23 protein-coding genes are annotated in these 22,035 nt (G+C 33.7%); 11 read left to right on the top strand and 12 right to left on the bottom strand.

Annotated elements, in window-relative coordinates:
- Positions 1–196: 196 nt before the first annotated feature.
- On the bottom strand, positions 197–964 hold the full coding sequence (locus tag QYS49_RS06845) for a class I SAM-dependent methyltransferase (protein WP_308350975.1): 768 nt from the start codon (positions 962–964) through the stop codon (positions 197–199).
- Positions 965–1,235: 271 nt separating this feature from the next.
- Between QYS49_RS06845 and QYS49_RS06840 the strand changes: the two genes are divergently transcribed.
- The 5 genes from QYS49_RS06840 to QYS49_RS06820 all read left to right on the top strand — a co-directional run bounded on the left by QYS49_RS06840 (position 1,236) and on the right by QYS49_RS06820 (position 6,205).
- Positions 1,236–2,495 (top strand): efflux RND transporter periplasmic adaptor subunit, encoded by a 1,260-nt coding sequence (locus QYS49_RS06840; protein ID WP_308350974.1) that lies wholly within the window; start codon positions 1,236–1,238, stop codon positions 2,493–2,495.
- Positions 2,495–3,838 carry an ABC transporter permease gene (locus tag QYS49_RS06835; RefSeq protein WP_308350973.1) on the top strand — a complete coding sequence of 448 codons (1,344 nt, stop codon included), beginning with the start codon at positions 2,495–2,497 and terminating at the stop codon, positions 3,836–3,838. Before QYS49_RS06840 ends, QYS49_RS06835 begins: the two co-directional genes overlap by 1 nt.
- Positions 3,831–5,288 (top strand): TolC family protein, encoded by a 1,458-nt coding sequence (locus QYS49_RS06830; RefSeq protein ID WP_308350972.1) that lies wholly within the window; start codon positions 3,831–3,833, stop codon positions 5,286–5,288. The genes QYS49_RS06835 and QYS49_RS06830 overlap by 8 nt, the downstream gene beginning before the upstream one ends.
- A 47-nt stretch (positions 5,289–5,335) precedes the next feature.
- Positions 5,336–5,737, top strand: coding sequence for a hypothetical protein (locus QYS49_RS06825; protein ID WP_308350971.1), 402 nt, complete (start codon positions 5,336–5,338; stop codon positions 5,735–5,737).
- A gap of 174 nt (positions 5,738–5,911) precedes the next feature.
- On the top strand, positions 5,912–6,205 hold the full coding sequence (locus tag QYS49_RS06820; protein ID WP_308350970.1) for a hypothetical protein: 294 nt from the start codon (positions 5,912–5,914) through the stop codon (positions 6,203–6,205).
- A gap of 3 nt (positions 6,206–6,208) precedes the next feature.
- Here QYS49_RS06820 and pncA read toward each other — a convergent pair whose 3' ends face one another.
- The 5 genes from pncA to QYS49_RS06795 form a co-directional block, all read right to left on the bottom strand.
- Positions 6,209–6,814 (bottom strand): bifunctional nicotinamidase/pyrazinamidase, encoded by a 606-nt coding sequence (gene pncA, locus QYS49_RS06815; RefSeq protein WP_308350969.1) that lies wholly within the window; start codon positions 6,812–6,814, stop codon positions 6,209–6,211.
- Positions 6,811–8,223: a nicotinate phosphoribosyltransferase gene (locus tag QYS49_RS06810; protein WP_308350968.1), complete on the bottom strand. Its 1,413-nt coding sequence runs from the start codon at positions 8,221–8,223 to the stop codon at positions 6,811–6,813. Before QYS49_RS06810 ends, pncA begins: the two co-directional genes overlap by 4 nt.
- A gap of 20 nt (positions 8,224–8,243) precedes the next feature.
- On the bottom strand, positions 8,244–8,768 hold the full coding sequence (locus QYS49_RS06805; RefSeq protein ID WP_308350967.1) for a macro domain-containing protein: 525 nt from the start codon (positions 8,766–8,768) through the stop codon (positions 8,244–8,246).
- Between the two features lie 84 nt (positions 8,769–8,852).
- The gene (locus QYS49_RS06800) at positions 8,853–10,058 is read right to left on the bottom strand and encodes a porin (protein ID WP_308350965.1); all 1,206 of its coding nucleotides are present in this window, start codon (positions 10,056–10,058) and stop codon (positions 8,853–8,855) included.
- Between the two features lie 219 nt (positions 10,059–10,277).
- On the bottom strand, positions 10,278–11,096 hold the full coding sequence (locus tag QYS49_RS06795; protein WP_308350964.1) for a purine-nucleoside phosphorylase: 819 nt from the start codon (positions 11,094–11,096) through the stop codon (positions 10,278–10,280).
- A gap of 134 nt (positions 11,097–11,230) precedes the next feature.
- On the opposite strand from QYS49_RS06795, the gene QYS49_RS06790 reads away from it, so the two are divergent.
- Both QYS49_RS06790 and QYS49_RS06785 read left to right on the top strand, forming a co-directional pair.
- Entirely contained in the window at positions 11,231–11,821 is a 591-nt protein-coding gene (locus QYS49_RS06790; RefSeq protein ID WP_308350963.1) for a YceI family protein, read from the top strand.
- 73 nt (positions 11,822–11,894) lie between these two features.
- Positions 11,895–12,419 carry an NADPH-dependent FMN reductase gene (locus tag QYS49_RS06785; RefSeq protein ID WP_308350962.1) on the top strand — a complete coding sequence of 175 codons (525 nt, stop codon included), beginning with the start codon at positions 11,895–11,897 and terminating at the stop codon, positions 12,417–12,419.
- A 2-nt stretch (positions 12,420–12,421) separates the two neighbouring features.
- On the opposite strand, the gene QYS49_RS06780 is transcribed toward QYS49_RS06785, so the two are convergent.
- Genes QYS49_RS06780 through QYS49_RS06770 form a run of 3 tightly spaced genes read right to left on the bottom strand, consistent with a single transcriptional unit; the run spans position 12,422 to position 15,260 of the window.
- A complete protein-coding gene (locus QYS49_RS06780) occupies positions 12,422–14,638 on the bottom strand; it encodes a heavy metal translocating P-type ATPase (RefSeq protein WP_308350961.1) in 2,217 nt (738 codons plus the stop codon).
- A 20-nt stretch (positions 14,639–14,658) separates the two neighbouring features.
- Positions 14,659–14,808, bottom strand: a complete 150-nt coding sequence (locus QYS49_RS06775; RefSeq protein ID WP_308350960.1) for a hypothetical protein — start codon at positions 14,806–14,808, stop codon at positions 14,659–14,661.
- Positions 14,805–15,260 (bottom strand): PIN domain-containing protein, encoded by a 456-nt coding sequence (locus QYS49_RS06770; RefSeq protein ID WP_308350959.1) that lies wholly within the window; start codon positions 15,258–15,260, stop codon positions 14,805–14,807. The genes QYS49_RS06775 and QYS49_RS06770 overlap by 4 nt, the downstream gene beginning before the upstream one ends.
- Positions 15,261–15,311: 51 nt before the next feature.
- Between QYS49_RS06770 and QYS49_RS06765 the strand changes: the two genes are divergently transcribed.
- The 4 genes from QYS49_RS06765 to QYS49_RS06750 all read left to right on the top strand — a co-directional run bounded on the left by QYS49_RS06765 (position 15,312) and on the right by QYS49_RS06750 (position 19,199).
- Entirely contained in the window at positions 15,312–15,617 is a 306-nt protein-coding gene (locus QYS49_RS06765) for an ArsR/SmtB family transcription factor (protein ID WP_308350958.1), read from the top strand.
- Entirely contained in the window at positions 15,618–16,247 is a 630-nt protein-coding gene (locus QYS49_RS06760; protein ID WP_308350957.1) for a Crp/Fnr family transcriptional regulator, read from the top strand.
- A 121-nt stretch (positions 16,248–16,368) separates the two neighbouring features.
- Positions 16,369–17,784 carry an MBL fold metallo-hydrolase gene (locus tag QYS49_RS06755; protein WP_308350956.1) on the top strand — a complete coding sequence of 472 codons (1,416 nt, stop codon included), beginning with the start codon at positions 16,369–16,371 and terminating at the stop codon, positions 17,782–17,784.
- A gap of 68 nt (positions 17,785–17,852) precedes the next feature.
- Entirely contained in the window at positions 17,853–19,199 is a 1,347-nt protein-coding gene (locus QYS49_RS06750; RefSeq protein WP_308350955.1) for an OprD family outer membrane porin, read from the top strand.
- Position 19,200: 1 nt separating this feature from the next.
- Here the strand turns inward: QYS49_RS06750 and QYS49_RS06745 are convergent, their stop codons facing one another.
- Genes QYS49_RS06745 through QYS49_RS06740 form a run of 3 tightly spaced genes read right to left on the bottom strand, consistent with a single transcriptional unit; the run spans position 19,201 to position 21,992 of the window.
- Positions 19,201–21,123: an ATP-binding protein gene (locus QYS49_RS06745; protein ID WP_308350954.1), complete on the bottom strand. Its 1,923-nt coding sequence runs from the start codon at positions 21,121–21,123 to the stop codon at positions 19,201–19,203.
- A 59-nt stretch (positions 21,124–21,182) separates the two neighbouring features.
- Complete coding sequence (locus QYS49_RS19040) at positions 21,183–21,467, bottom strand: 2TM domain-containing protein (protein WP_372587675.1); 285 nt, start codon at positions 21,465–21,467, stop codon at positions 21,183–21,185.
- 3 nt (positions 21,468–21,470) lie between these two features.
- Positions 21,471–21,992, bottom strand: coding sequence for a hypothetical protein (locus tag QYS49_RS06740; RefSeq protein ID WP_308350953.1), 522 nt, complete (start codon positions 21,990–21,992; stop codon positions 21,471–21,473).
- Positions 21,993–22,035: the final 43 nt, after the last annotated feature.

The raw sequence follows: 22,035 nt of genomic DNA, 5'->3' as shown, positions 1-22,035 counted from the left end.
TAACCAACAATTTTAAATAAATTAATACAATTAATGGCGAAAAATTAAAATTATCTTTTCGATTACACATTTTTATTGATGAATAGCCTAAATTTTACTATAAAGAATTGATAATTTTCAGCTATGAAGGATAAAGCTATGGGAATTTGTAAAATTTTCAATTATAAAACATTTAAATAAAACATAACAGCTTTATCTATTTTTCAACTTTATAGATAAGCTCTCCTTTAGGTAAGGCATATTTTTTCACTCTATATTCAGGTAGTTCATTTACATAATTATCTTCTGTTACTTTAAATCCTGCTTTTCTTAATCGATCGGGATAATCTTTTCCATAAAGTCTCACATGATCGTCCTGTCCAAATATTTTTTCTCTCTCTTTAGGATCGGTAATACTATTATCCTCAAAAGTTTTCTCAGGAACCGGTTCAAAAAAAGGGATTTGTAAAATCCCCCAGCCTCCTGGTTTCAGAACTCTATATAGTTCGCTCATTGCTTTAATATCATCCTCAACATGTTCCATTACATGATTGCAAAAAACCACATCGAATGTATTGGCTGGAAATGGAATATCATGAATATCCATTTTTACTTTTGCTAGAGGCGATTCAATATCAGCTGTGATATAGTCATCTCCATGTAATTTTTCAAACCGATCCATGAAACATTGTTCCGGAGCTACATGTAACACCTTTAGCTTGCTTTCAAAGAAATTGGTTTTCTCTTTCAAATAAAGCCAAATCAACCGATGTCTTTCTAAAGAAAGTGTATCTGGACAAAGCGCGTTTTCTCTAGGATTTACTCTTCCATAAGGCAAAAATTTCTTATACCCTTTTCCGTTTATAGGGCAATAGACATTGTCTCCTTTGTAAAAAAGACCAATGATTTTTAAGCTAATCCCACTTATTCTCTGAATATATTTACGAGGAACATTTCTTAATATAAAACTGATAATTTTTTTCATAAGCTACTATTGGCTTGCAAAGGTAATAAATTGCTTGAATCTTCTAGCAACTCATACATTTGCGTATCTTCATATGCGGACGGAAGTTTTAATCAAAATGATAAAACTATTTAAAAAAACATTCATCCTATATATAAACCTTTCAATCAAATGATTACAATTAAACTATTCACTTAGTAGGTTCAATTAATTGATAGGTGGTTGTAAAACTTCAATTAATTATCAATAATTTTACAATTCAACCGTTGATAATGCTCTTTAAAAAAATAAAATGAATAAAAAACTCATCATAGCAGGTTCTGTAATAATACTCATCATAATTGCTTTTTTCACCTTTAGAGGTAGTGGCACTACCGAAAGTATTGAAATAATGACCGAAGCTCAAGCAGGAGATTTTGTAATAGCCATTACAACAACCGGAGAACTGGAAGCCAAAAATTCTATCAAAATTACTGGCCCTTCTGGCTTACGTGCTGCTAGGTTATGGAATGTGAAGATTGATAAATTAGTAGATGAAGGCTCAGTAGTAGAGAAAGGTGATTTTGTTGCCAGTTTAGATGCCTCAGAACTATCCGACAGATTACGAAATGTAGAAAATGAATATCAACAAAGTCTATCTCAATATACCCAAACCAAATTGGATACTGCGCTTACTCTACGCCAATCACGAGATGAATTAATTAATCTTGAATTTGCTGTTGAGGAGAAAAAATTAGTGTTAGAACAATCTCAATTTGAGCCACCCGCAACTATAAAACAAGCTGAAATTGATTTAAGCAAAGCAAAACGAGCTTTTAAACAAGCCAAAGAAAATTACCTATTAAGAAAAGATAAAGCTGTAGCTCAAATGCAAGAAGCCGCTGCAGAATTATCAGAAGACAGAGATGAAAGAGATTTTTTAATTGAACTGAGAAAGAAATTTAATATTACAGCTCCTGAAGATGGAATGGTCATATATGTAAGAGAATATGACGGGTCTAAAAAATCAGAGGGTGCCTCCATTGGCGCTTGGGATCCAACAGTGGCCACATTACCTGATTTATCCACCATGATTTCCACTACTTTTGTTAATGAAGTAGATATCAGAAAAATTGCAAAAGGTCAACATGTAAATATCGGATTAGATGCTTTTCCTGATAAAGAATTAAGTGGTGAAGTCATTTATGTTGCAAATGTAGGTGAGCAAAGACCAAATTCTGATGCTAAAGTATTTGAAGTGAAGGTTGAAATAAATGAATCGGATACCACATTGCGACCTGCCATGAGCACAGCTAATGAAATTATTACTGATGTGGTGCCCCAAGCTACATATGTTCCCTTGGAATCAGTTTTCAATCAAGGTGACTCTATTGCTTTTGTTTACAAAAAATCAGGTTTAGAAACCATCAAACAGCAGGTTGAATTAGGAAAGGCAAATGCTAATGAGGTTATTGTAAATCAAGGCATAGACGCTGGCGAAAAAATATATTTAATTGCACCTGAGGGAATGGAGAAAAAGGATGTTTCGCTTTTAAAAGCTCCCAAAAATTAATGAAGGAAAAAATATTAGCGAATTTAGGAATTGCCTTTGAGGCAGTAGTCGCCAATAAAACCCGATCTTTTTTAACAGCTTTGGGTATTATTTTTGGTGTGGCAGCCGTAATTGCCATGCTAGCGATTGGGAATGGAGCACAACAAGAAATTCTTAATCAAATAAAATTAGTAGGGGTCAATAATATTGTAATTGAGCCTATTGTAGAGCAAACCGAAGAAAACCTGCAGGAACAAGGCAACGGCAAAAAGGAGAAAAAGAAGTTTAGCCCTGGTTTAAGCTTAGCAGATGCAGAAAGTATCAAAGAAATAATACCTGGAATTACGGCAGTTAGTCCTGAAATCATCCTTGAGACTTATGTAATCCGAAACGGAATCAGAAGATCCGCCAAATTGGTTGGTGTAGATCCGGCCTATTTTAATTTATCAGCATTTGAACTGAATGAAGGAGAAATGTTTATTCAAAACCACTTAACAAATGGAAGCCGAGTTTGCATTATTGGAAAATCTGTTAAAGCACGGTTCTTTCCGAATACCAATCCTGTCGGAAAAATGATTAAAGTGGGCCCTCATTGGTTGGAAGTAATAGGCGTTTTAAAAGAGCGGGTTTATAGTCAAAAAAGCTTAGATAACCTTGGGCTGAGAGATTTCAATATGGATATTTATACACCCGTGCAGACCGTCCTAGTTAATTACCGAAACAGAGCAGCACTTACACAAGCCCAACTAAAAAAAGCCAATTCTCGGAATGATGATGAAAACGGCAACAATCAAAATCAAGGAAGCACTAACTATCATCAAATTGATAAGCTTACAGTTCAAGTGGAAGAATCTGATAATTTAGGCGCTACAGCCGAAATTATCTCTCGCATGCTCAAAAGGCGACATTATGATAAAGTAGATTTTGAAGTCACTATTCCTGAACTGTTACTCAAGCAACAACAAAAAACTAAAAATATTTTTAATATCGTATTAGGCGCCATAGCTGGCATATCACTTTTAGTAGGTGGTATAGGTATCATGAATATTATGTTGGCCTCAGTAATGGAAAGAATCAAAGAAATCGGCTTAAGATTATCATTGGGAGCTAAAAAATCAGATGTAGTTTTACAATTCTTGCTAGAGGCAGTCATGATCAGCATAAGCGGAGGAATCATAGGTGTTATTCTAGGAATTATTTTTGCTTATTTGGTTGCCTCCTTTGCTGAAATCCCAACCATTGTAAGTGGGATATCAATCGTAATTTCATTTGGTGTTGCAGCCACAGTTGGTTTAATATTCGGGATTGCACCGGCAAGAAGAGCCGCTAACCAAGACCCTATAACTTCTTTAAGATATGAATAGAAAATACTTTTTTAGCATAATTATTTTTATAAGCTTGGCTTCTGTAAGCCATAATTCAATTGCTCAGCAAACTTATACTTTGGAAGAGGTTATACAAATAGCCAAAACGCAATCTCCAGCCTATAAGCGAGCAGAAACCATCAAAGAAAATAGATATTGGCAATACAGAGTTTATAAGTCTAACTTTGTGCCTCAATTGAGTTTAAGCGGAACTTTACCTAACTTCAACAGGTCAGTGAGCCCAACTCCTCAGCCAGACGGATCTACAGAATATATTTCTGTTTTTAATAGCAATTCAAATGTCTCATTAAATCTTGAACAACAAATTGGGTTAACGGGCGGAAGAGTATTCATGAGTAGTACAGTCAATCGATTCGATAATTTCGAACAAAACAATTTCACCTATGGGGGAGATCCATTATCAATAGGTTTCAGTCAGCCCCTTTTTAGCTTCAACGAGTTAAAGTGGGATAAAAAAATTGAACCATTAAGATATGAAGAATCAAAAAGAGAATTCGTTGAAGAGTTTGAACAAATATCCAAAAATGTTGCGACTCGTTTTTTTAATTTATTAAGCGCGCAAGTAAGTCTTGAGATAGCTCAAAAGAACTTAGGGAATAATGATACCATTTATAAAATAGCTCAAGGAAGATATGAATTAGGTAAAATACCTGAAAACGAACTCTTGCAATTGGAATTAAGCTTGATGAATTCCAGACAAGCTGTAGCTCAAGCCAATCTGGATTTAGAGACCAGTCAGTTAGCTTTAAAAGCTTTTTTAGGATTAAAAAACAATGAAGAATTAAATTTGGTGGTCCCTGAAGATATTCCAAATTTTATAATTGATCCAGATTTAGCATTACAAGAGGCTCTAAACAATAGACAAGAGGCCATTGGATTTAAAAGGAGACTTTTAGAAGCTGATAAGGAGGTGGATCGTGCACAAGGAGAAACAGGTTTAAATATGAATCTGTTTGGTAGTTTTGGATTAACGAATCAAGGAGATCAATTACCGGCTATTTACCAAACACCCGAAAATCAGCAAAGAGTACAATTAGGGTTTACTATACCAATTGTAGATTGGGGCAGACAAAAATCTAGAGTAAAAACAGCTGCAGCCAATTACCAATTAGTGCAATATACTGTAGAGCAGGAAAAGGTGAATTTTGAGCAAGAAGTATATACTCAAGTCCGCACCCTAGAAATGTTAAGAGACCAAGTAGCGATTACGCAAAAAGCTGATGACATCTCTCAAAGAAGATATAATATCGCTAAAAACCGATATTTAATTGGTAAAATAAGCATTACAGATTTATCCATAGCGCTTACGGAAAAAGACCAAGCCAAAAGAGATTATATCAATTCCTTAGGAAATTTTTGGCAAGCCTATTTTAATTTAAGGCAATTAACCCTATATGATTTCAAAGAAAACAGACGTTTAATCGAATAAATCATTAAAAAAGTCGGCATTTTAAATTATTTTATGATGTTTGTATTATGATTAAATGCATACTTTTCTTCATTTTAAGCATTTATTTATTTTCGTTTGAAGGATTTAGCCAAATTAATTATAAGGAAAATTCAACTGAGAAAATAAAACAGGAGCCGGAACTAGAGCCTGAAAATGAATTTCCAAACCGTAAACTTCTTAGTATTTACATAAAGAATACAAAGAATATATTATACGGAAACCCATGTATGGACAAGGTTACTCAAAGATTTGGTTATGAGTATGTAGTAATGCCCAAAAATGCCTCGAAATTTCATTCAGGATTTCAGAGAAATATGCATAATATATTTGTAAAAACTGCCTTATTTTTAAGAAACCCATTCTGGAAAATAATTTCCAAAAAGAAGGCCAAAGAATGCCGTCAAAAAACGGGAGATTATATGGGGTAATTCATCTAGCCCCAAAATCTAATCGCGAACTCTCTATACTAAATACCAAGCATTTAACTTTAAATATCTGTTTATTCAGATTTTAATTTTGTTTTTATGCTAAATATCAATATATCACTTTTAGAGTGAAAATATTTTCTTTAAATTGTAAATGGAAACAACTCATTGATCATCATGAATTTAAATAAAAACGCATTGGTTGATTTATTAAATCATACCATTAAAGAAAGAAGGGATTTAAGCTGGAAAATGGGAACAGGTTATCACAATGGAATAGACATATCAATTTATGAAATATTGATTTATGAGATCAAAAACAATAAAACTATTGGCAGATTTGCTTTTAATGGAGAATCTGGTCAGCTTATAAATCAAAGAGTGAATGGGTATCGCCAAAAAATGGCAGACAATATTATTGATGCTCTATTGGATATTAATAATTACCTTAAAAAAAGACTGATAGGCTAGAATTTATAATTCTGTGCTTTTTAAAATATTAACCCCTAGGGATTTTAATTCTTTCTTCTGTTCAGCAAAATCGCCTTCATCCAGAGGGCGAGTTGCATTTTCAATTAAGTTCACTTTAAAACCTTCATTGATTGCATCTTTTAAAGTGAAATAAACACATATGTCAGCGGCCAACCCACAGAAATATAATTCACTCGCCTTTTTCTCTTTTAAATAACCGCTTAATCCAGTGCTTTTTTTATGCTCATTATCATAAAAACCACTGTAGCTGTCAATATCAGGATTCATTCCTTTTCTAAAAATTGCTTCAACACTATCAATTTTTAAAGCTTCATGGAAATTTGCTCCTTTTGAACCCTGAACGCAATGATCCGGCCATAAAACTTGCTCCATACCCTTCCATTCTATTTTATCAAATTGCTTTTTGCCGTTATGACTGGAGGCGAAGCTGCTATGTCCATCAGGGTGCCAATCTTGTGTAGCCACTATTAATTCAAATTCATCAGAGATGGAATTAATAACAGGTATAATTTCATCCCCTTTTTCAACTTCTAAAGAGCCTCCAGGCATAAAGTCGTATTGGGGATCTACTATAATTAAGGTTTTCATAAAGCCTTTTCTTTTTCTTCAGTTACTAATTGATTTCTTAAATCCAATAAATTTTTACTCAATCCAATTTTATAAATATGAGGATTATCAAATCTTGTAAATTCAATAGGGAATTCAGCCAATCTTTCTTGACTATATTTTTGAATCTCTTTCAAGGATTTCGTTTTATTAAGTCGCTTACCATTTTTCATGACCATTTTTAATAATGGCTCCTGTTGGCAATCAGAAAATTTCATTGATTTATCTGCTTCAAAAGGATGAAACATCTCTTCTACCGAATTTTCATCTTCAAGTGTGACTAGATCTCCTCCAATTAATCGTTGTTGACTATCCCTTAATCTGAATACTTGCTTTTTACCTGGCAGAGTGATTTTAGCCTTATTTTCTGATAGTTTAATCCTTGCTTTTCCTTTTGTATAGGCCAATTTATAAACACCATCTAAAGCAGCATCTGGCTTTCCTGTTACTAAGTTTGTTCCAACTCCCATTACATCTATTGGGGCGCCTTGTTCTAGCAAACTTTTGATTACGTATTCATCCAATTGATTGGAGGCTGCAATTTTTACATATTCTAAGCCTTCTTGATCCAGCATTTTTCTACTTTTCTTTGCGAGGTAGGATAAATCGCCACTATCTAATCGAATAGCTTTCAACTTATGACCATCGGCTTCCATTTCTTTTGCCACTTTTATGGCATTCGGGATTCCGCTTTTTAATGTATCATAAGTATCAACCAATAAAACACAATCATCAGGACGCACTTTTGCAAAAGCACGAAAAGCACTTAATTCATCGTCATAACTCTGGATAAATGAATGTGCCATTGTACCTGAAACTGGAATTCCAAAATCTCTACCTGCCATCACATGACTACTGGCATCAAATCCACCTATTATTGCAGCTCTACTAGCATGGTAGCTCCCAAAAGCATGTGCTCTTCGCATACCAAAATCTATCAATGTTCTATCTGGCGCTACTAATTTTATTCTTGAGGCTTTGGTGGCAATTAAGGATTGAAAATTGAGAATATTTAATAATACAGTCTCTATGAGTTGAGCTTCAATTATATTTCCTTCCACTCGAACTACTGGTCTTGTGGGAAATACTACATCCCCTTCACTTACACTATAAACTTTCCCTTTAAACTCAAATTCTTTGAGGTACTCCAAGAACTTACGATCAAACCCCTGAGCCTTCAGAAAATCAAGATCTTTTTTCGTAAAACTAAGATCCTCCAAAATATCTAATAGATTTTCAAGTCCTGCAAAAATTGCATATCCTCCTTTAAAAGGTGACTTTCTAAAAAAATAGTCAAAAACAGCTTCTTGTTCTGCTCCATTATTATGGAAATAGACCTGAGCCATTGTTAGTTGATATTGGTCTGTGTAAGTACCCGTAATAAAATTCATACAAAATCTATTTAAGGAATCTATTTGATTGAATTTAGCTTCTTTTGATAATACTGAAAATCCTTTTCGCTAAATAAAACAAAACGGATAAGCTTAACTGATTTAGCTTCATTCGTGAAATCCAAAACTGAGGAGAAGGCAATTTCCGTTGCCTGTTCAAAGGGGTACCCAAACGCACCCGTGGAAATTGCTGGAAATGCAATGGAATCAATATTATTTTCTTCTGCTAGAGCAAGAGAATTTTTATAGCATTTCCTTAAAAATGTTTCTTCGGGTTGGTTAAATCCATATACTGGACCTAAAGTATGTATTATATATTTGTTAGGAAGCTTATACGCCCCCGTAATAACTGCTTGACCAGGATTAATTGGAGCTAAAAATTTAGTTTCCTCAGCCAACTCTTTACCGGCAGCTGTATGTATTGCTCCTGCTACTCCTCCACCCATTTGCAATTGTGCATTGGCAGCATTTACAATAGCAGTGATATCATTTTGATTAGTGATATCTCCTTGAATAGCTTCGATTTTCACATTACCAAATTTCATAATTCCTCAGTTTGGTATTGTTTATTTAAGCGAAGCTAAAATGAAATAGTTTCAGAATGTACTAATGGGAGACTGATTTATTTTTTAAAAGTTCACTTGGGCTTGCAATCTTAACAATCGACCTGTTTGCAGGTTATCTTGATTCTGGAAATCTTCATATCTTCTTGATGAAATGGTATAATGAGCTACTAGTTCAAATGCCCTTAATGGTCTCCATTCCATTCCAATTTCAAGTTCGCTTACATTATAACTTCTGGCATCGCGTTCAAACTTTTTACCCCCGTCATAATAGTGATATCTCATAAATGGATAGAATAATTGTTTGAATTTTGAAATTTTGTATGTCAAGGTCGCATAACCGCCTTCCAAACTAGTTTGCTCGATAGTATTGGTGTTTTTATTAAATTCTGGTCCTGTTCCCCAGTTATATTCTGCCTGGATTCCAAAAGGCTGAGGATATAAAATAAAAGTAGCAGCAGCTCTTTGGTCTAAATAATTTAAACTTTCTTTTACATTTACGCCATCACTTAAATTAGATTGAGGCATTTGAAATTGCCCAGTGTAAGCTTGTATACCTGGTTCAATTATCTGATTGCCAATTTGCATAGGGTAGCTAACTCTTCCGACAATGTGAAGAGCATCATTAAGTTCAGGTGAATTACCAGTTTGACCGTTGAAAACACCAAATCCAACTACACCATAATCTCCTGAACCCTTTAAGCCCTCAGAAACCAATTCCCTGAACAATTCCCTAGTTTCTTTAGGTGCCCAATAAAATAATAAACTAAGCTCTCTTTCATTTTTAATTGAACTATTGATTCCATCATTTCTATCTAATGGAAGTCTATTCTGACTTGATTGCATATTTTCAAATCCGTAAGGAATCTTACTTTGTCCAAATCTAAAGCGAAATTCTCTTGCCTTATCTAAACTTACATCAAAATATGCATCTCTTAATTGACCGTAATGTTGACCACTGCCACTCCCTGAACTTGCAAAATCGGGTTGAATATAGAAATAAACATAGTCACCCAGATTTCCTGAGAATTTGAGTCTGACCCTTCTTAAAAAGATTCCATTTCCAGCGCCCCAGCTTTTATCACATTGGTCGCAATCCAGATTCGGATTTGTTTCAAACAATCTGTTATACCTGGCTTGAACATAGCCACCTATTTTGATATTCTCAAACCATGAATTGCCATTAATATCGTAAGGCATTTTTTCTATTTGACCTTGAGAAGACTGAATAATCAAAAAGAAGATTAAAAAAGTTAGGCTTATTTTTCGCATTTCTATTTTAATGTTTGCGCAAAAGTAAGCCTAAGCAATATTAATTTTATATATACTATGTTAACAAATAATTAATAAAATCTACAAAATGGGATTGCAACTGTTTTTATTGATTAAAATCGCTTTTAACATATTAACACAGTAAAATTTAAGTTAACATTAACTTAATATACTAAGAATACACATAAGGTCAAGAGCAGGTCAAAACCTCTTTTAAGATCAAATTCTATTTAGCAAGCCTTTGAAAATTGTAGTCATTTTAGGCTCTGCATTAATTGCAGCTCCAATTATTTCTGGAATTGCTGCTGGCTTTAATTTCTCTGGATAGCACAAATCCGTAATCACCGAAACAGCAAATACAGGGATTTGAATATGACGTGCTGCTATATTTTCAGGAATTGTGCTCATTCCCACTGCATCAGCTCCAATCTTATCTAAATAACGATATTCTGCAGGTGTTTCTAAATTAGGTCCCTGAACCCCTGCATAAACACCTTCTTTTATATCTATTCCTTCTTCTTTTGCCACTTCTTTTGCCAACTGAATCAGTTTCGGTTCATAAGCATCGTACATATCAGGAAACCTTCCACCAAATTCATCTAGGTTTTCGCCTCTTAAAGGATTTTCAGGAAATAGATTGATGTGATCATTAATAACCATTAAATCGCTTAATTCCAGCTTTGGATTTAAACCACCTGCAGCATTGGAAATGAATAAATATTGTATCCCTAATAAGTGCATAATGCGCACAGGCATGACCACTTGATTCATGCTATAGCCTTCGTAATAATGGAAACGACCATTCATAGCGATGACTTTCTTACCGCTTAATTCACCGAATATTAAGTGTCCACTATGCGTTTCTACTGTGGAAACCGGGAAGTTGGGAATATCCTTATAAGATATGGAGTGTTCTATTTTAATATCATCCACTAAAGCTCCCAAACCAGTACCTAAAATGATACCAACCTCTGGTTTAAAATCTATTTCACTTTTTATAAAATCTGTTGCTTCTTTTATTTCTTTTATCGTGCTCATAATTCTTTTAAACAATTTTGTCCGAATTTGATTGAAGAACCTATATAATCAAAAATTTATTTGAAATATTTTAAACCTTTTTTGATTTATAAAGTATATGTACCTACATTTAATGTAAATACAATTAAAGAATTATGAAAACAAAGATTTTATCAATCGGAATGGCAGCATTAATTATGGCTGCGGCTTTTACAGTTTTACAAAAAGAAGTAAAAGTAGACACTAACTCAAGCCAAATTGCATGGGTAGGTAAAAAAGTAACAGGTCAGCACAACGGAACTGTTGACATTAAAGAAGGTGCATTAGAAATGGAAGATGGTCAAGTAACTGGAGGTTCATTCATCATTGACATGACCACAATTAATGTATTAGATTTAGAGGGTGAGTACAAAGATAAATTAATGGGTCACTTAAGATCTGATGATTTTTTCAGTGTTGAAGATCACCCGACTGCTAAATTCACCATAACTTCAATAGATAAAAGTGAAGCAACTGATGCTACTCACTTTGTTGCAGGTGATTTAACGATCAAAGGAATAACCAATAAAATTACATTTCCTGCTAACGTAACTGTTGAAAACGGAAAGGCAAATGCCAAAGCTTCTTTCGCATTAGACAGAACAAAATGGCAAGTTAAATATGGCTCAGGATCATTTTTTGATGGCTTAGGCGATAAAATGATTTATGATGATTTTGAGTTAACTATTAATTTATCATCATTATAATTCAAATCTAATTAGATAAATTATTGAATAGGGACATTATGTCCCTATTTTTGTTTTTAAATAGCTCAAAATAATGATCACAATTATTTCAGGAACAAACCGCCAAAACTCCGTATCAGCAAAAGTTGCTCATCTATATCAAAGCTTATTGACTCAACATCAAGTGGAATCCAATATCATTGATCTTGCTGATTTGCCTAAGGATTTTGTTTATACGGCATTATATGAAAACAATGGTAAAAACCCTGAATTCAATATCTTTTTAGAGAAGTTGCGATCTTCGGATAAATATGTTTTCATCATTCCTGAATATAATGGTTCATTTCCTGGTGCACTTAAAGCATTTATTGATGGAATGGAATATCCGAACAGCTTTCAAAATAAGAAATGCGCGTTAGTTGGCATTTCTTCTGGAATGCAAGGCGCTGGATTAGCCTTAAGTCACATGACCGATATCTTCAATTATTTAGGGATGAATGTATTAGCATTAAAGCCCAAATTAGCCAGAATTGAAAGCAATTTTGATGGTGAAGAGGTTACGGACACACTTTACAGTGAATTGCTTGAAGAGCAAGTGAAGAAATTGTTGGAGTTTTAATATCACAACTTCATACTCTTCAACCTCAAGCTATTCAAGACTACTGAAACAGAACTAAAAGCCATAGCTGCGCCAGCTATCATAGGATTCAATAAAAATCCTGTGAAAGGATAGAGCAAACCAGCTGCTAAAGGAATTCCAATAACATTGTATATAAATGCCCAAAAAAGATTTTGCTTGATCCCTCTTATGGTCAATTGAGATAAATGAAAAGCTTTAGGAAGATTCTGCAAATCAGAACCTATCAAAGTCATTTTAGCTACATCAATGGCAATATCTGAACCTTTGCCCATTGCAATACTAACATCGGCTTGAGCTAAAGCTTCAGAATCATTGATCCCATCACCTACCATAGCCACCACTTTTCCTTTGGATTGCAATTCTTTTACAAAATTGGATTTATCAGCTGGCATTAAATGCGCTTTCACATGCTCAATTCCAACAGCATCTGCTACAGCTCTAGCCGTTTTCTCCGCATCTCCTGTAAGCATATACACTTCCATTCCCCTCTCACGTAATTGCTGTATACTTAATTTTGCATTTTCTTTTATTTTATCGGCTATTCCAATTAAAGCCACAATTTGCTTTTCATCAGCAAAATAAATCACCGTCTGACCTTGGGATTCCCATTGATCAGCTGAAATTAGAATCTCATCTGTAGCCTCAATTTTTTGCTCGCTCATGAATGCATAATTCCCAACAAAATAGCTGAGCTCTCCTAATTTAGCTTTCACTCCCCTACCTGAAATACTTTCAAAAGCATCCATCTTCACTGATGATAATTCCTCCGATTTTAATTGATTTAGAACCGCTTCAGCCAAAGGATGCTCACTTTTTGCTTCAATTTGATATAAAATAGATTTGAGTTGTTCATTTTCCGAAAACCATTTCTGATTCACCACGGATGGCATTCCTTCCGTGATGGTTCCTGTTTTATCCAAGATAATGGCATCTGCCTGATAAGCTTTTTCCAAACTTTCTGCATCCCTAATGAGCATATTGTTTTCCGCTCCTTTTCCTACTCCTACCATGATAGCCGTTGGAGTTGCCAAGCCAAGTGCACAAGGACAGGCAATCACTAATACCGTGATGGCAGACAACATTCCTTGAGTTAAGGCATTATCACCACCGAATATTTGCCATAAAATGAAGGTTAAAATTGCAATCCCGATTACTACAGGTACAAATATTCCAGCAATTTTATCCACCAATTTTTGAACTGGGGCTTTACTTCCCTGAGCTTCTTTTACTCGTTCAATAATGGAAGCTAATAAGGTATCGCCCCCAACTTTCTCAGCTTTGAAAGTAAAGCTTCCTTTCTGATTAATGGTACCCGCAAAAACCTTTGCCCCTTCAATCTTCTGAACCGGAACTGGCTCTCCAGTGATCATGCTTTCGTTTACATAAGAATCACCGCTCACGACTTGACCATCCACAGGAATCTTATCACCTGGTTTAACTAAAATCTCAAATCCTTCTTTTACGGCATTAATAGGGATTTCTTCTTCTTTCCCATTTACTAAAACGATTAGCGTTTTAGGTTGCAAGCCAATCAGTTTTTTTAAGGCTGAGGAAGTATTGGTTTTAGCTTTCTCCTCCAAATATTTCCCTAAAGATATAAATGTGATAATAACTACTGCTGCTTCATAATATACATGGGCTTCCAAACCTCTCTGCAGCCAAAATTCAGGATAAAAGGTGTTGAAAACACTCAATATAAATGCTATTCCTGTACTTAAAGCCACTAACGTATCCATATTGGCTTTTCTGTGACGAGCCTGTTTCCATGCTCCAGCGAAAAAATGCCCTCCAAAATAGAATAATACAATAGCCGATAAAGGAAGAGAAATATAATGCCCGATTTGCCAGTCCATGAAAAACATTCCGATGATGAATACAGGAATTGATAAAATAGCAGAGCCAATCAAACTCTTCTTAATCTTAAGAAACTGCTTCATTTGTTCCTCCTCCTGCCTCTCTGTCACATTATCTTCCTCCATGATAGCGTCATAGCCCACACCCTGTAAAGCAGTTTTTAAATCTTCCAATGAAACCTCGTCAGGATTAAAAGTAGCCCAGGCTGTATGTGTAGCGAAATTCACATCAGCATCTTGCACTCCTTTAGTACTTTTTAAAGTAGAGCTCACGCTTGTGGCACAAGCGGCACAGCTCATTCCGGTAACTGGAAATGTTTTTTTGATGGTATTGGATGCATTCATTTTTCAATATGGATAAGAAGTTATTTAGAAGATAATTTTTTCAATTTCTTTAAGTAAGCCTTCTCTTCTTCTAAAGTCATATCGGAAATATCAAGATTCATTTTATCACGAATCTTTCTCAATTTGCTGACTAATCCTTTTTGAGTTTTTATTTTTTCCTTAGGTTTCATAATATTTCAATTTCTTGTGGTGTTCTAATTTCAATTGGTTTATGACCTAATATAATGTTTATCCCATTATATCCTCGAATTCTCTCCAAATTAACAATGTGCTTGAAGTTCCAACTTACTAACACATCAACATTTGCTAAAGTTGCTAAAGCAATGTGCTGGCAATCTGCCCTGCTAGTTTTTCCAACAACTCCTTCAAAAATATATCTGTCACCTAAATCAATCGCATCTTGATTTAACTCAATATGTATTTTTTGGTCAAGTGGAATTTCATCAAGTAATTCTCGGACAAAATTTGGTGCCCCTGACAATTCACTTATCAGTAAATCAGAAACATACACTTTAATTTTATCTTGAATAATTCTTTCGAAAAATGGAATAGTATTTTCTGAAAATTCTTCATCAAAATAACCACCTATAACCGAAGTATCTAAATAAACAGATTTAATCATGTTTTACATTTATTGAAATCAATATATAAACATTTTTTCATATATTACGATATGAAAGTGATGGAAGTTCAAAAGAACGATAAAAAATTAGCGGCTATGGCAAAAGTATTGAAAGCTGTTGCCAATCATAATAGATTAAGAATTGTTCAGCTCTTGCTGGATCATGGTGAAATGACCGTAAATGAAATCTGTGAAAAGTTAGAAAACTGTGAACAATCGCTTTTATCGCATCATTTGGCCGCTTTAAAAGAAGCTGGGATTTTAAGTTCAAGAAGAGATGGACGGAAAATTTATTATTCCTCAGCCAAAAAAGAAATTGAGAATTTATTGAATTGTATTGAAAATTGTTGTGAATAAATGAACGAGAAAATAAAAGAAGTATTAGAAAAAACACCTTTTGAACCTGAACTGAAAGAAGAAATTTTGAAATCAGGCCGCTTGAAAAAGGCTAAAGCCGGACAGACCGTGATCACTCCTGATGACGAAACTCAGGAAATGCCATTAGTAATGTCAGGTTTGTTGAGGGTAATGCGGAATGATGACAATGGAAATGAAGTATTTCTTTATTATTTAGAGGGCGGGGAAACTTGTGCCATGTCTATTACTTGTTGCTTAGAAGGCAAAAGAAGTTCGTTTCATGTTATAGCGGAAGAAGATTCTGAACTATGGATGATGCCGGTTACCAATCTCGATAACTGGATTACGAAATACCCAAGCTTCAGAAGATTTGTATTCAATTCTTATCAAACCAGATTTGATGAATTATTGCAAACCATCGACAGCATGGTTTTCATGAAACTTGACGAAAGACTTTATAATTATCTACTGGATAAAAAAATTGCAAGCGGTTCATTTGAAATTAAGAAAACACATCAGCAAATTGCAAATGAATTGAATACTTCAAGAGTTGTAATTTCAAGGCTTCTTAAGAAATTAGAGAAGGAAGATAAAATAGAGCAAAGGAGAAATTATATAGAAATTCTTTAAAAAAGACTTTATAAATTCAATTAAATGGCATTTTAAATCAATCAGTAACTGATGTTACAATCCACTTTTTATCACTGCCGTATATTTGTGAGAAGTTTAAAAAAGAAAATTATTTAGAATTATGAACATAGAACAAATTTATACAGGATGTTTAGCGCAAGGCGCCTATTATATTGAGAGCAACGGAGAAGCTGCTATCATAGATCCTTTAAGAGAATCTGCTCCTTATATTGAAAAAGCAGAAAAAGATGGAGCTAAAATTAAATATATATTTGAAACTCACTTTCATGCAGATTTCGTTTCCGGGCATGTTGACTTAGCAGAAAAGACTGGAGCTACTATCGTTTATGGTCCGGGAGCTAAAACGGATTTTAAAATGCATGAGGCTACAGACGGTGAAATATTCGAATTAGGAGAAATTAAAATCAAAGTTTTACATACTCCAGGTCACACTTTAGAAAGCTCTACTTTCCTATTAATAGATAAAGAAGGAAATGAAAAAGCCATCTTCAGTGGTGATACCTTATTTATTGGCGATGTAGGAAGACCAGACTTGGCTCAAAAAGCCGGAAAAATCACGCAAGAGGATTTAGCTGGAATGCTTTTCGACAGCTTGAGAAACAAAATCATGACTTTACCTGATGATGTGGTGGTCTATCCAGCTCACGGTGCAGGTTCAGCTTGTGGTAAAAACATGAGCAAAGAAACTACTGACCTTTTAGGTAATCAGAAGGAAAACAATTATGCGCTTAGAGCGGATATGACAAAAGAGGAATTCATTGCGGAAGTAACAGACGGTTTATTACCTCCTCCACAATATTTTGCTCAGAACGTAGCTATGAATAAATCAGCAGATACTTCAGGTTTAGACAAAATCTTGGAAAAGGGAAATGTAGGCTTAGATGTTGAGACTTTTGAAGCAATGGCCAATCATGAAGGTGCTTTGGTTTTAGATACTCGTCATCAGAATGAGTTTGTAAAAGAACATATTCCAAATTCGATTTTCATTGGTATTGATGGAAGCTTTGCCCCTTGGGTAGGTGCTTTAATTCCTGATTTGCAACAACCCATTGTATTCATAGCGGAAGAAGGGCGAGAAGAAGAGATCGTAACCCGATTATCAAGAGTTGGGTATGATAATACTTTAGGATATTTGAAAGGTGGAATCAGTGAATGGAAAGCTGCAGGAAAAGAAACAGACAGTTTGAAGTCAATACCTGCTAGTGAATTTGCTTCTGAATTAAAATCTGGAAATTTAACTGTTTTAGATGTTCGTAAACCAACTGAATTCCAGTCGGAGCATGTGGAAAATGCACAAAATTTCCCATTGGATTATATCAATGATAATTTTGATGACTTAGATAAAGATCAGGAATATTATGTGCATTGTGCTGGTGGTTATCGCTCAGTAATTGCTGCCTCTATCATGAAATCAAGAGGAGTTCATAAATTAGTGGATATTGCAGGTGGATTTAAGGCTATCAGTGAAACAGATATTCCTAAAACGGATTATGTTTGTCCAACTACTTTAAAATAATCAGCAAATAGTTTTTATAATCAGAGGCTCCCTTAAAAAATAAGGGAGCTTCTTTTTAACTCATTTATATGAAAATATATTCATATATAGTTATTTTTTTGGTGATATCCTTAAAATTATCAGCGCAAAACAGCCACCAACAATTTGAGTCTATTGATTCGGTAAAACATGGCTCTTTTAATCCAAATGAAGCTCACAGTTTTCATGAATGGTTTAAAAAAGGACATGTTAGCGGCTTGTTCAGAAGCAGCACCATAACCACTTACAGACCTACTAGCGACAATTTCAGTGCTGCTTTAGGGTTAGGTGGGAGAATTTACTATCATAGCGCATACTGGCATGGTTTTCAGATGGGAATTGGGGGGATTTACACCTATAATATATTATCTACTGATTTGAGCAATACTACTGAAAATCCTTATACACCAAAATGGGAACGTCAATTATTTGATTTAGAAGATCCAAATAACAAACATGACTTAGACCGATTGGAAGAACTTTTCATTAAATACCGATATAAAGATTCTTATATCAAAATCGGGAAAATGCTTTTAAATACCCCTCTCGTTAATCCGCAAGATTCCAGAATGAAACCATCGGCTTTTCAGGGGATTTGGTTGGACTGGAACGAAGGACATAAATTCGAAATCAATGGTGGTTTTTTCAATAAGGTCTCTCCCAGGTCAACTACTGAATGGATTCACATCAATGAAAGTATTGGGCTTTATGATCATTTGCTAAATCCTGAAAAAGAACACGAGACCATTAACACAAGTGGACTTGCCATTTTAGGAGGGCACTATTTACCGAATGATAAAATAAGCGTACATAGTTGGCAATACTACATTGACAAGGTGAGTCTGGTATCTTTTAATCAATTAGAATACACCCAAAACGCTATCAAATTAGGTGTTCAGTATTTTATCCAAAATTCATTAGAAGAAAACCATTATTTAAATGCCAATCATAATGCTCAGTTATTATCAGGGCAATTTAAATGGAGTCAAAACAAATGGCAAGTGTCCTATAATCACACAATAAATATTACTGAGGATGCCATGAAATTCCCATCTGAATGGGGAGCGGAACCATTTTATACTTTTATTAGCCGTCACCGGATTGAAGGATTAAATGAAGTAAACAGCCAGGCTATAAAGTTGGACTTACAGCCTTTTAAGAACTGGACTGCACTAAATATTGGGTTTTATGGAGTATACGGTAGTTTTAATAATAACAAAGAAGAAAACACATTAACTCAAATAAGTTTAGATATTCAAACCCATTTAAAAAACGACTGGAAAAACCTAAAAATCAGATTATTAAATTCTTATTTTATTACTGATGGCTTTGCTGAAGGATCTTTTTTGTATGAAGATATATTTCATTCCCAATTGATATTGAATTATCAGTTTTAATTTAAGCTATTCTTAATTTCAAAATCACAGTGGTTCCATTTTTTCCATCACTTTGGATATCTATTTTACCTTTCATTTTTTTCACAAATTCGATGACAATTGAAAATCCCAAACCGCTGCCCTTTTCATTATCTGTACCAGAACTACTCACTACATGCCTGCCTTTTAAAACTTTTTGAATAGCACTTTCAGTCATTCCTAATCCGTTATCAATAATTTTAATCTCTATAAATTTACCTACTTTTTCAGCCTCTAAAATAATTTGACCTTTCTTGTTAGTAAACTTAATTGCATTATAAATAATATTTCTGAAAATAGTTAATAGCGCATTTTCATCAGCGTTTACATAAAAATCATTTCCAATAGAATTAATAATCATGATTCTTTTCTCAGTCAATTGGTAATCAAATAATTCAATTGTTCTGTCTGAAATTTCTCTTACAGAAACACTCTGAATTTTAAAATTAAAATCACCTTTATTACTGAAAGTCCATGAAAGTAATTGACTTGTAAGAGCAGATAAGTTTTGAATTGATTTTGATAAATATTCAAAATATTGAGCTATCCTTCTTTCATCTTTTTCGATTTGCATCAACTTAAGCATAGACTCAATATTCCCAATTGGCCCTTTTAGATCATGTGCAATAATTCCAAAAAGTTTATCTTTACTTTTATTGGCGTTTACAAGTGTTTGTCTTACTCGGTATAATCTAATAGCTAGAAAAAGTGATATAATTAAGAAAATAATGATTAGAATACCTATAGTATATTGCAATTGAATTAGCTCTTTCTGAGCAAGAAGTTCTCTTTGTTTTTGTGAATTTTGAATTAATAAGGATTCATTTTCCTTTATTTTGTCCTCCACTTCATAACGTGTTTTAATTTCTTCCAATTCCCTAGTTCTTTCTAAGGCAATTAATGAATCCTTTTCAATGCTGTGTAATCTATGATATTCATAAGCCTGTTGGAACAAACCTTGTTTAGCATAATTTTTTGCAATAAGCTTATATACCTCCTGTTTATCTCTATCTTCAGAAGTTTCTTCCATCATTTGAAGAGATTTTTCATAATAATACAACCCACTATCGTAAGACTGGATTTGGCTATGAATTTTACCTATTGTATAATAACTATAAATTAAAACAGATTTGTATTTATGTTTTTCTTGAATTTTTATTCCCTTCCGAAGTAAATCCAAGGCTTCCTGATATTCTTCCAATTCCATTTTAGGTTCAGCAATATTGACTAGGTTTATCGAAATCCTGAACGAATTATCACCTTTCTGATTAATCTCAAGTGATTTTTCATAATTATCAATTGCACTTTGAAAATCTCCTTCGTAATAATCAACTACACCTAAATATTCATAATTAGTCGCAATGTTAAATGTGTCTTCTGAATCTATTGCCTTATCCAGCATCTCTTGATATATAGCTCTGGCATCCTTATACTTTTTAATGCTAACATAAATACCTGCTAAAATATTAGCTGCTTCTATTAAATTAGCCGTATCATCCAATTCCTTAAAAATCTCAATCGCTTTCAAAATCTCCTCTATTGCCTGAACATTTTCAGTCATGCGCCATAATGAATGCGATATTCCAGAGCGCGCTTTACCCTCATAAAATCTATTTTGATCTTGAACTGCTAAAGTTTTTAACTTTTCGTAAGCAATTAATGAATTAGGATAATTCCCTGTAATAAATAAAGCATTTGAATAGTTTAGATGAAATTCTAACATTTGGTTCTTAGAATCAAATTCCATGGAATCCTTATTGATTCTAGAATAATATTGAATTGCACAAGAATAATTCTCAGCTTTAAGGCAGGAATCCCCTTTTTGTAAATTATTATCAAGATTTTGACCGCCTAAGTCAAAAACTAAAGCAATGTTTAAGAAGAAAATATTAAGTAGTAAGATCACAATAGCTAATCAAATAAAAGACTTAAATTAAGCTATTGTGATTAAAATCAATAAGGAATTTACATATTATTTTTCTTTTTTAGTTTTTCATATTCGCGATCCACAGCATTGTATGAGTTATTAACATATACTCCAAGGAAATGAAAAACAATCCCTATTCCCCAACCAAATGTCATCCAAATAGGCCATGGGAAAAATAAATCCACATAATTCACTCCCATATTTCCAATAAAATACCACAAAGACCATACAGCAATATTTACTATAATGTATGAAGTTAAGTGTCTTTTAAATCCTACTCTAGCTTCAGCTAGTTCCCATAAATCTTGATCTTTTCTTTCCAGAATTTATAATTTAGTTAATTTCATTTCGAAAAATTTATACCAATTATCAGCTTTGTTAATTTCCCCAATTTCAATCCACTCATTATTTTCATTAATTGAAATGATATAACGAATATAACTTGTCGGATACCAATACAGCTTTTCATCTAACAGCTCCATTTTAGAGTCACCTGATTTACCATCTTTTAAATAAGAACGAAAATTGTATTCCTGCTTTTCAGTATCATAATTGATGATAGCCAATGCATGATGAACAGTATCTCGTTCCTGCTTACCTATCCCTTCAATTAAAATAGCGGTACCATTTAAAGTTAAAATGACATTCTCCGATTGCTCAAAATAATGTTTTTTCCTATCCTGACGCATGATCCATCCAGATCCTTTCCAGTCACCTTCTAAAAATGAAATTTTAGCCATCTCTGATTTCTGTATTGAATTATCATGGGTTTTCTGTGCAGTGAGTGTGTAATTCACTAAGAAGAAAAAGCACAGCACACAATTAATTTTTAAATATATAGTCTTCATATTTTTTTATAATTTACTTTACTTTATAAACTTAATTACTAAT

Origin of the sequence: Marivirga salinae, from assembly GCF_030503855.1 — a bacterium.
Lineage (GTDB): Bacteria > Bacteroidota > Bacteroidia > Cytophagales > Cyclobacteriaceae > Marivirga > Marivirga salinarum.
This window is presented reverse-complemented; position numbering and strand designations above follow the sequence as displayed.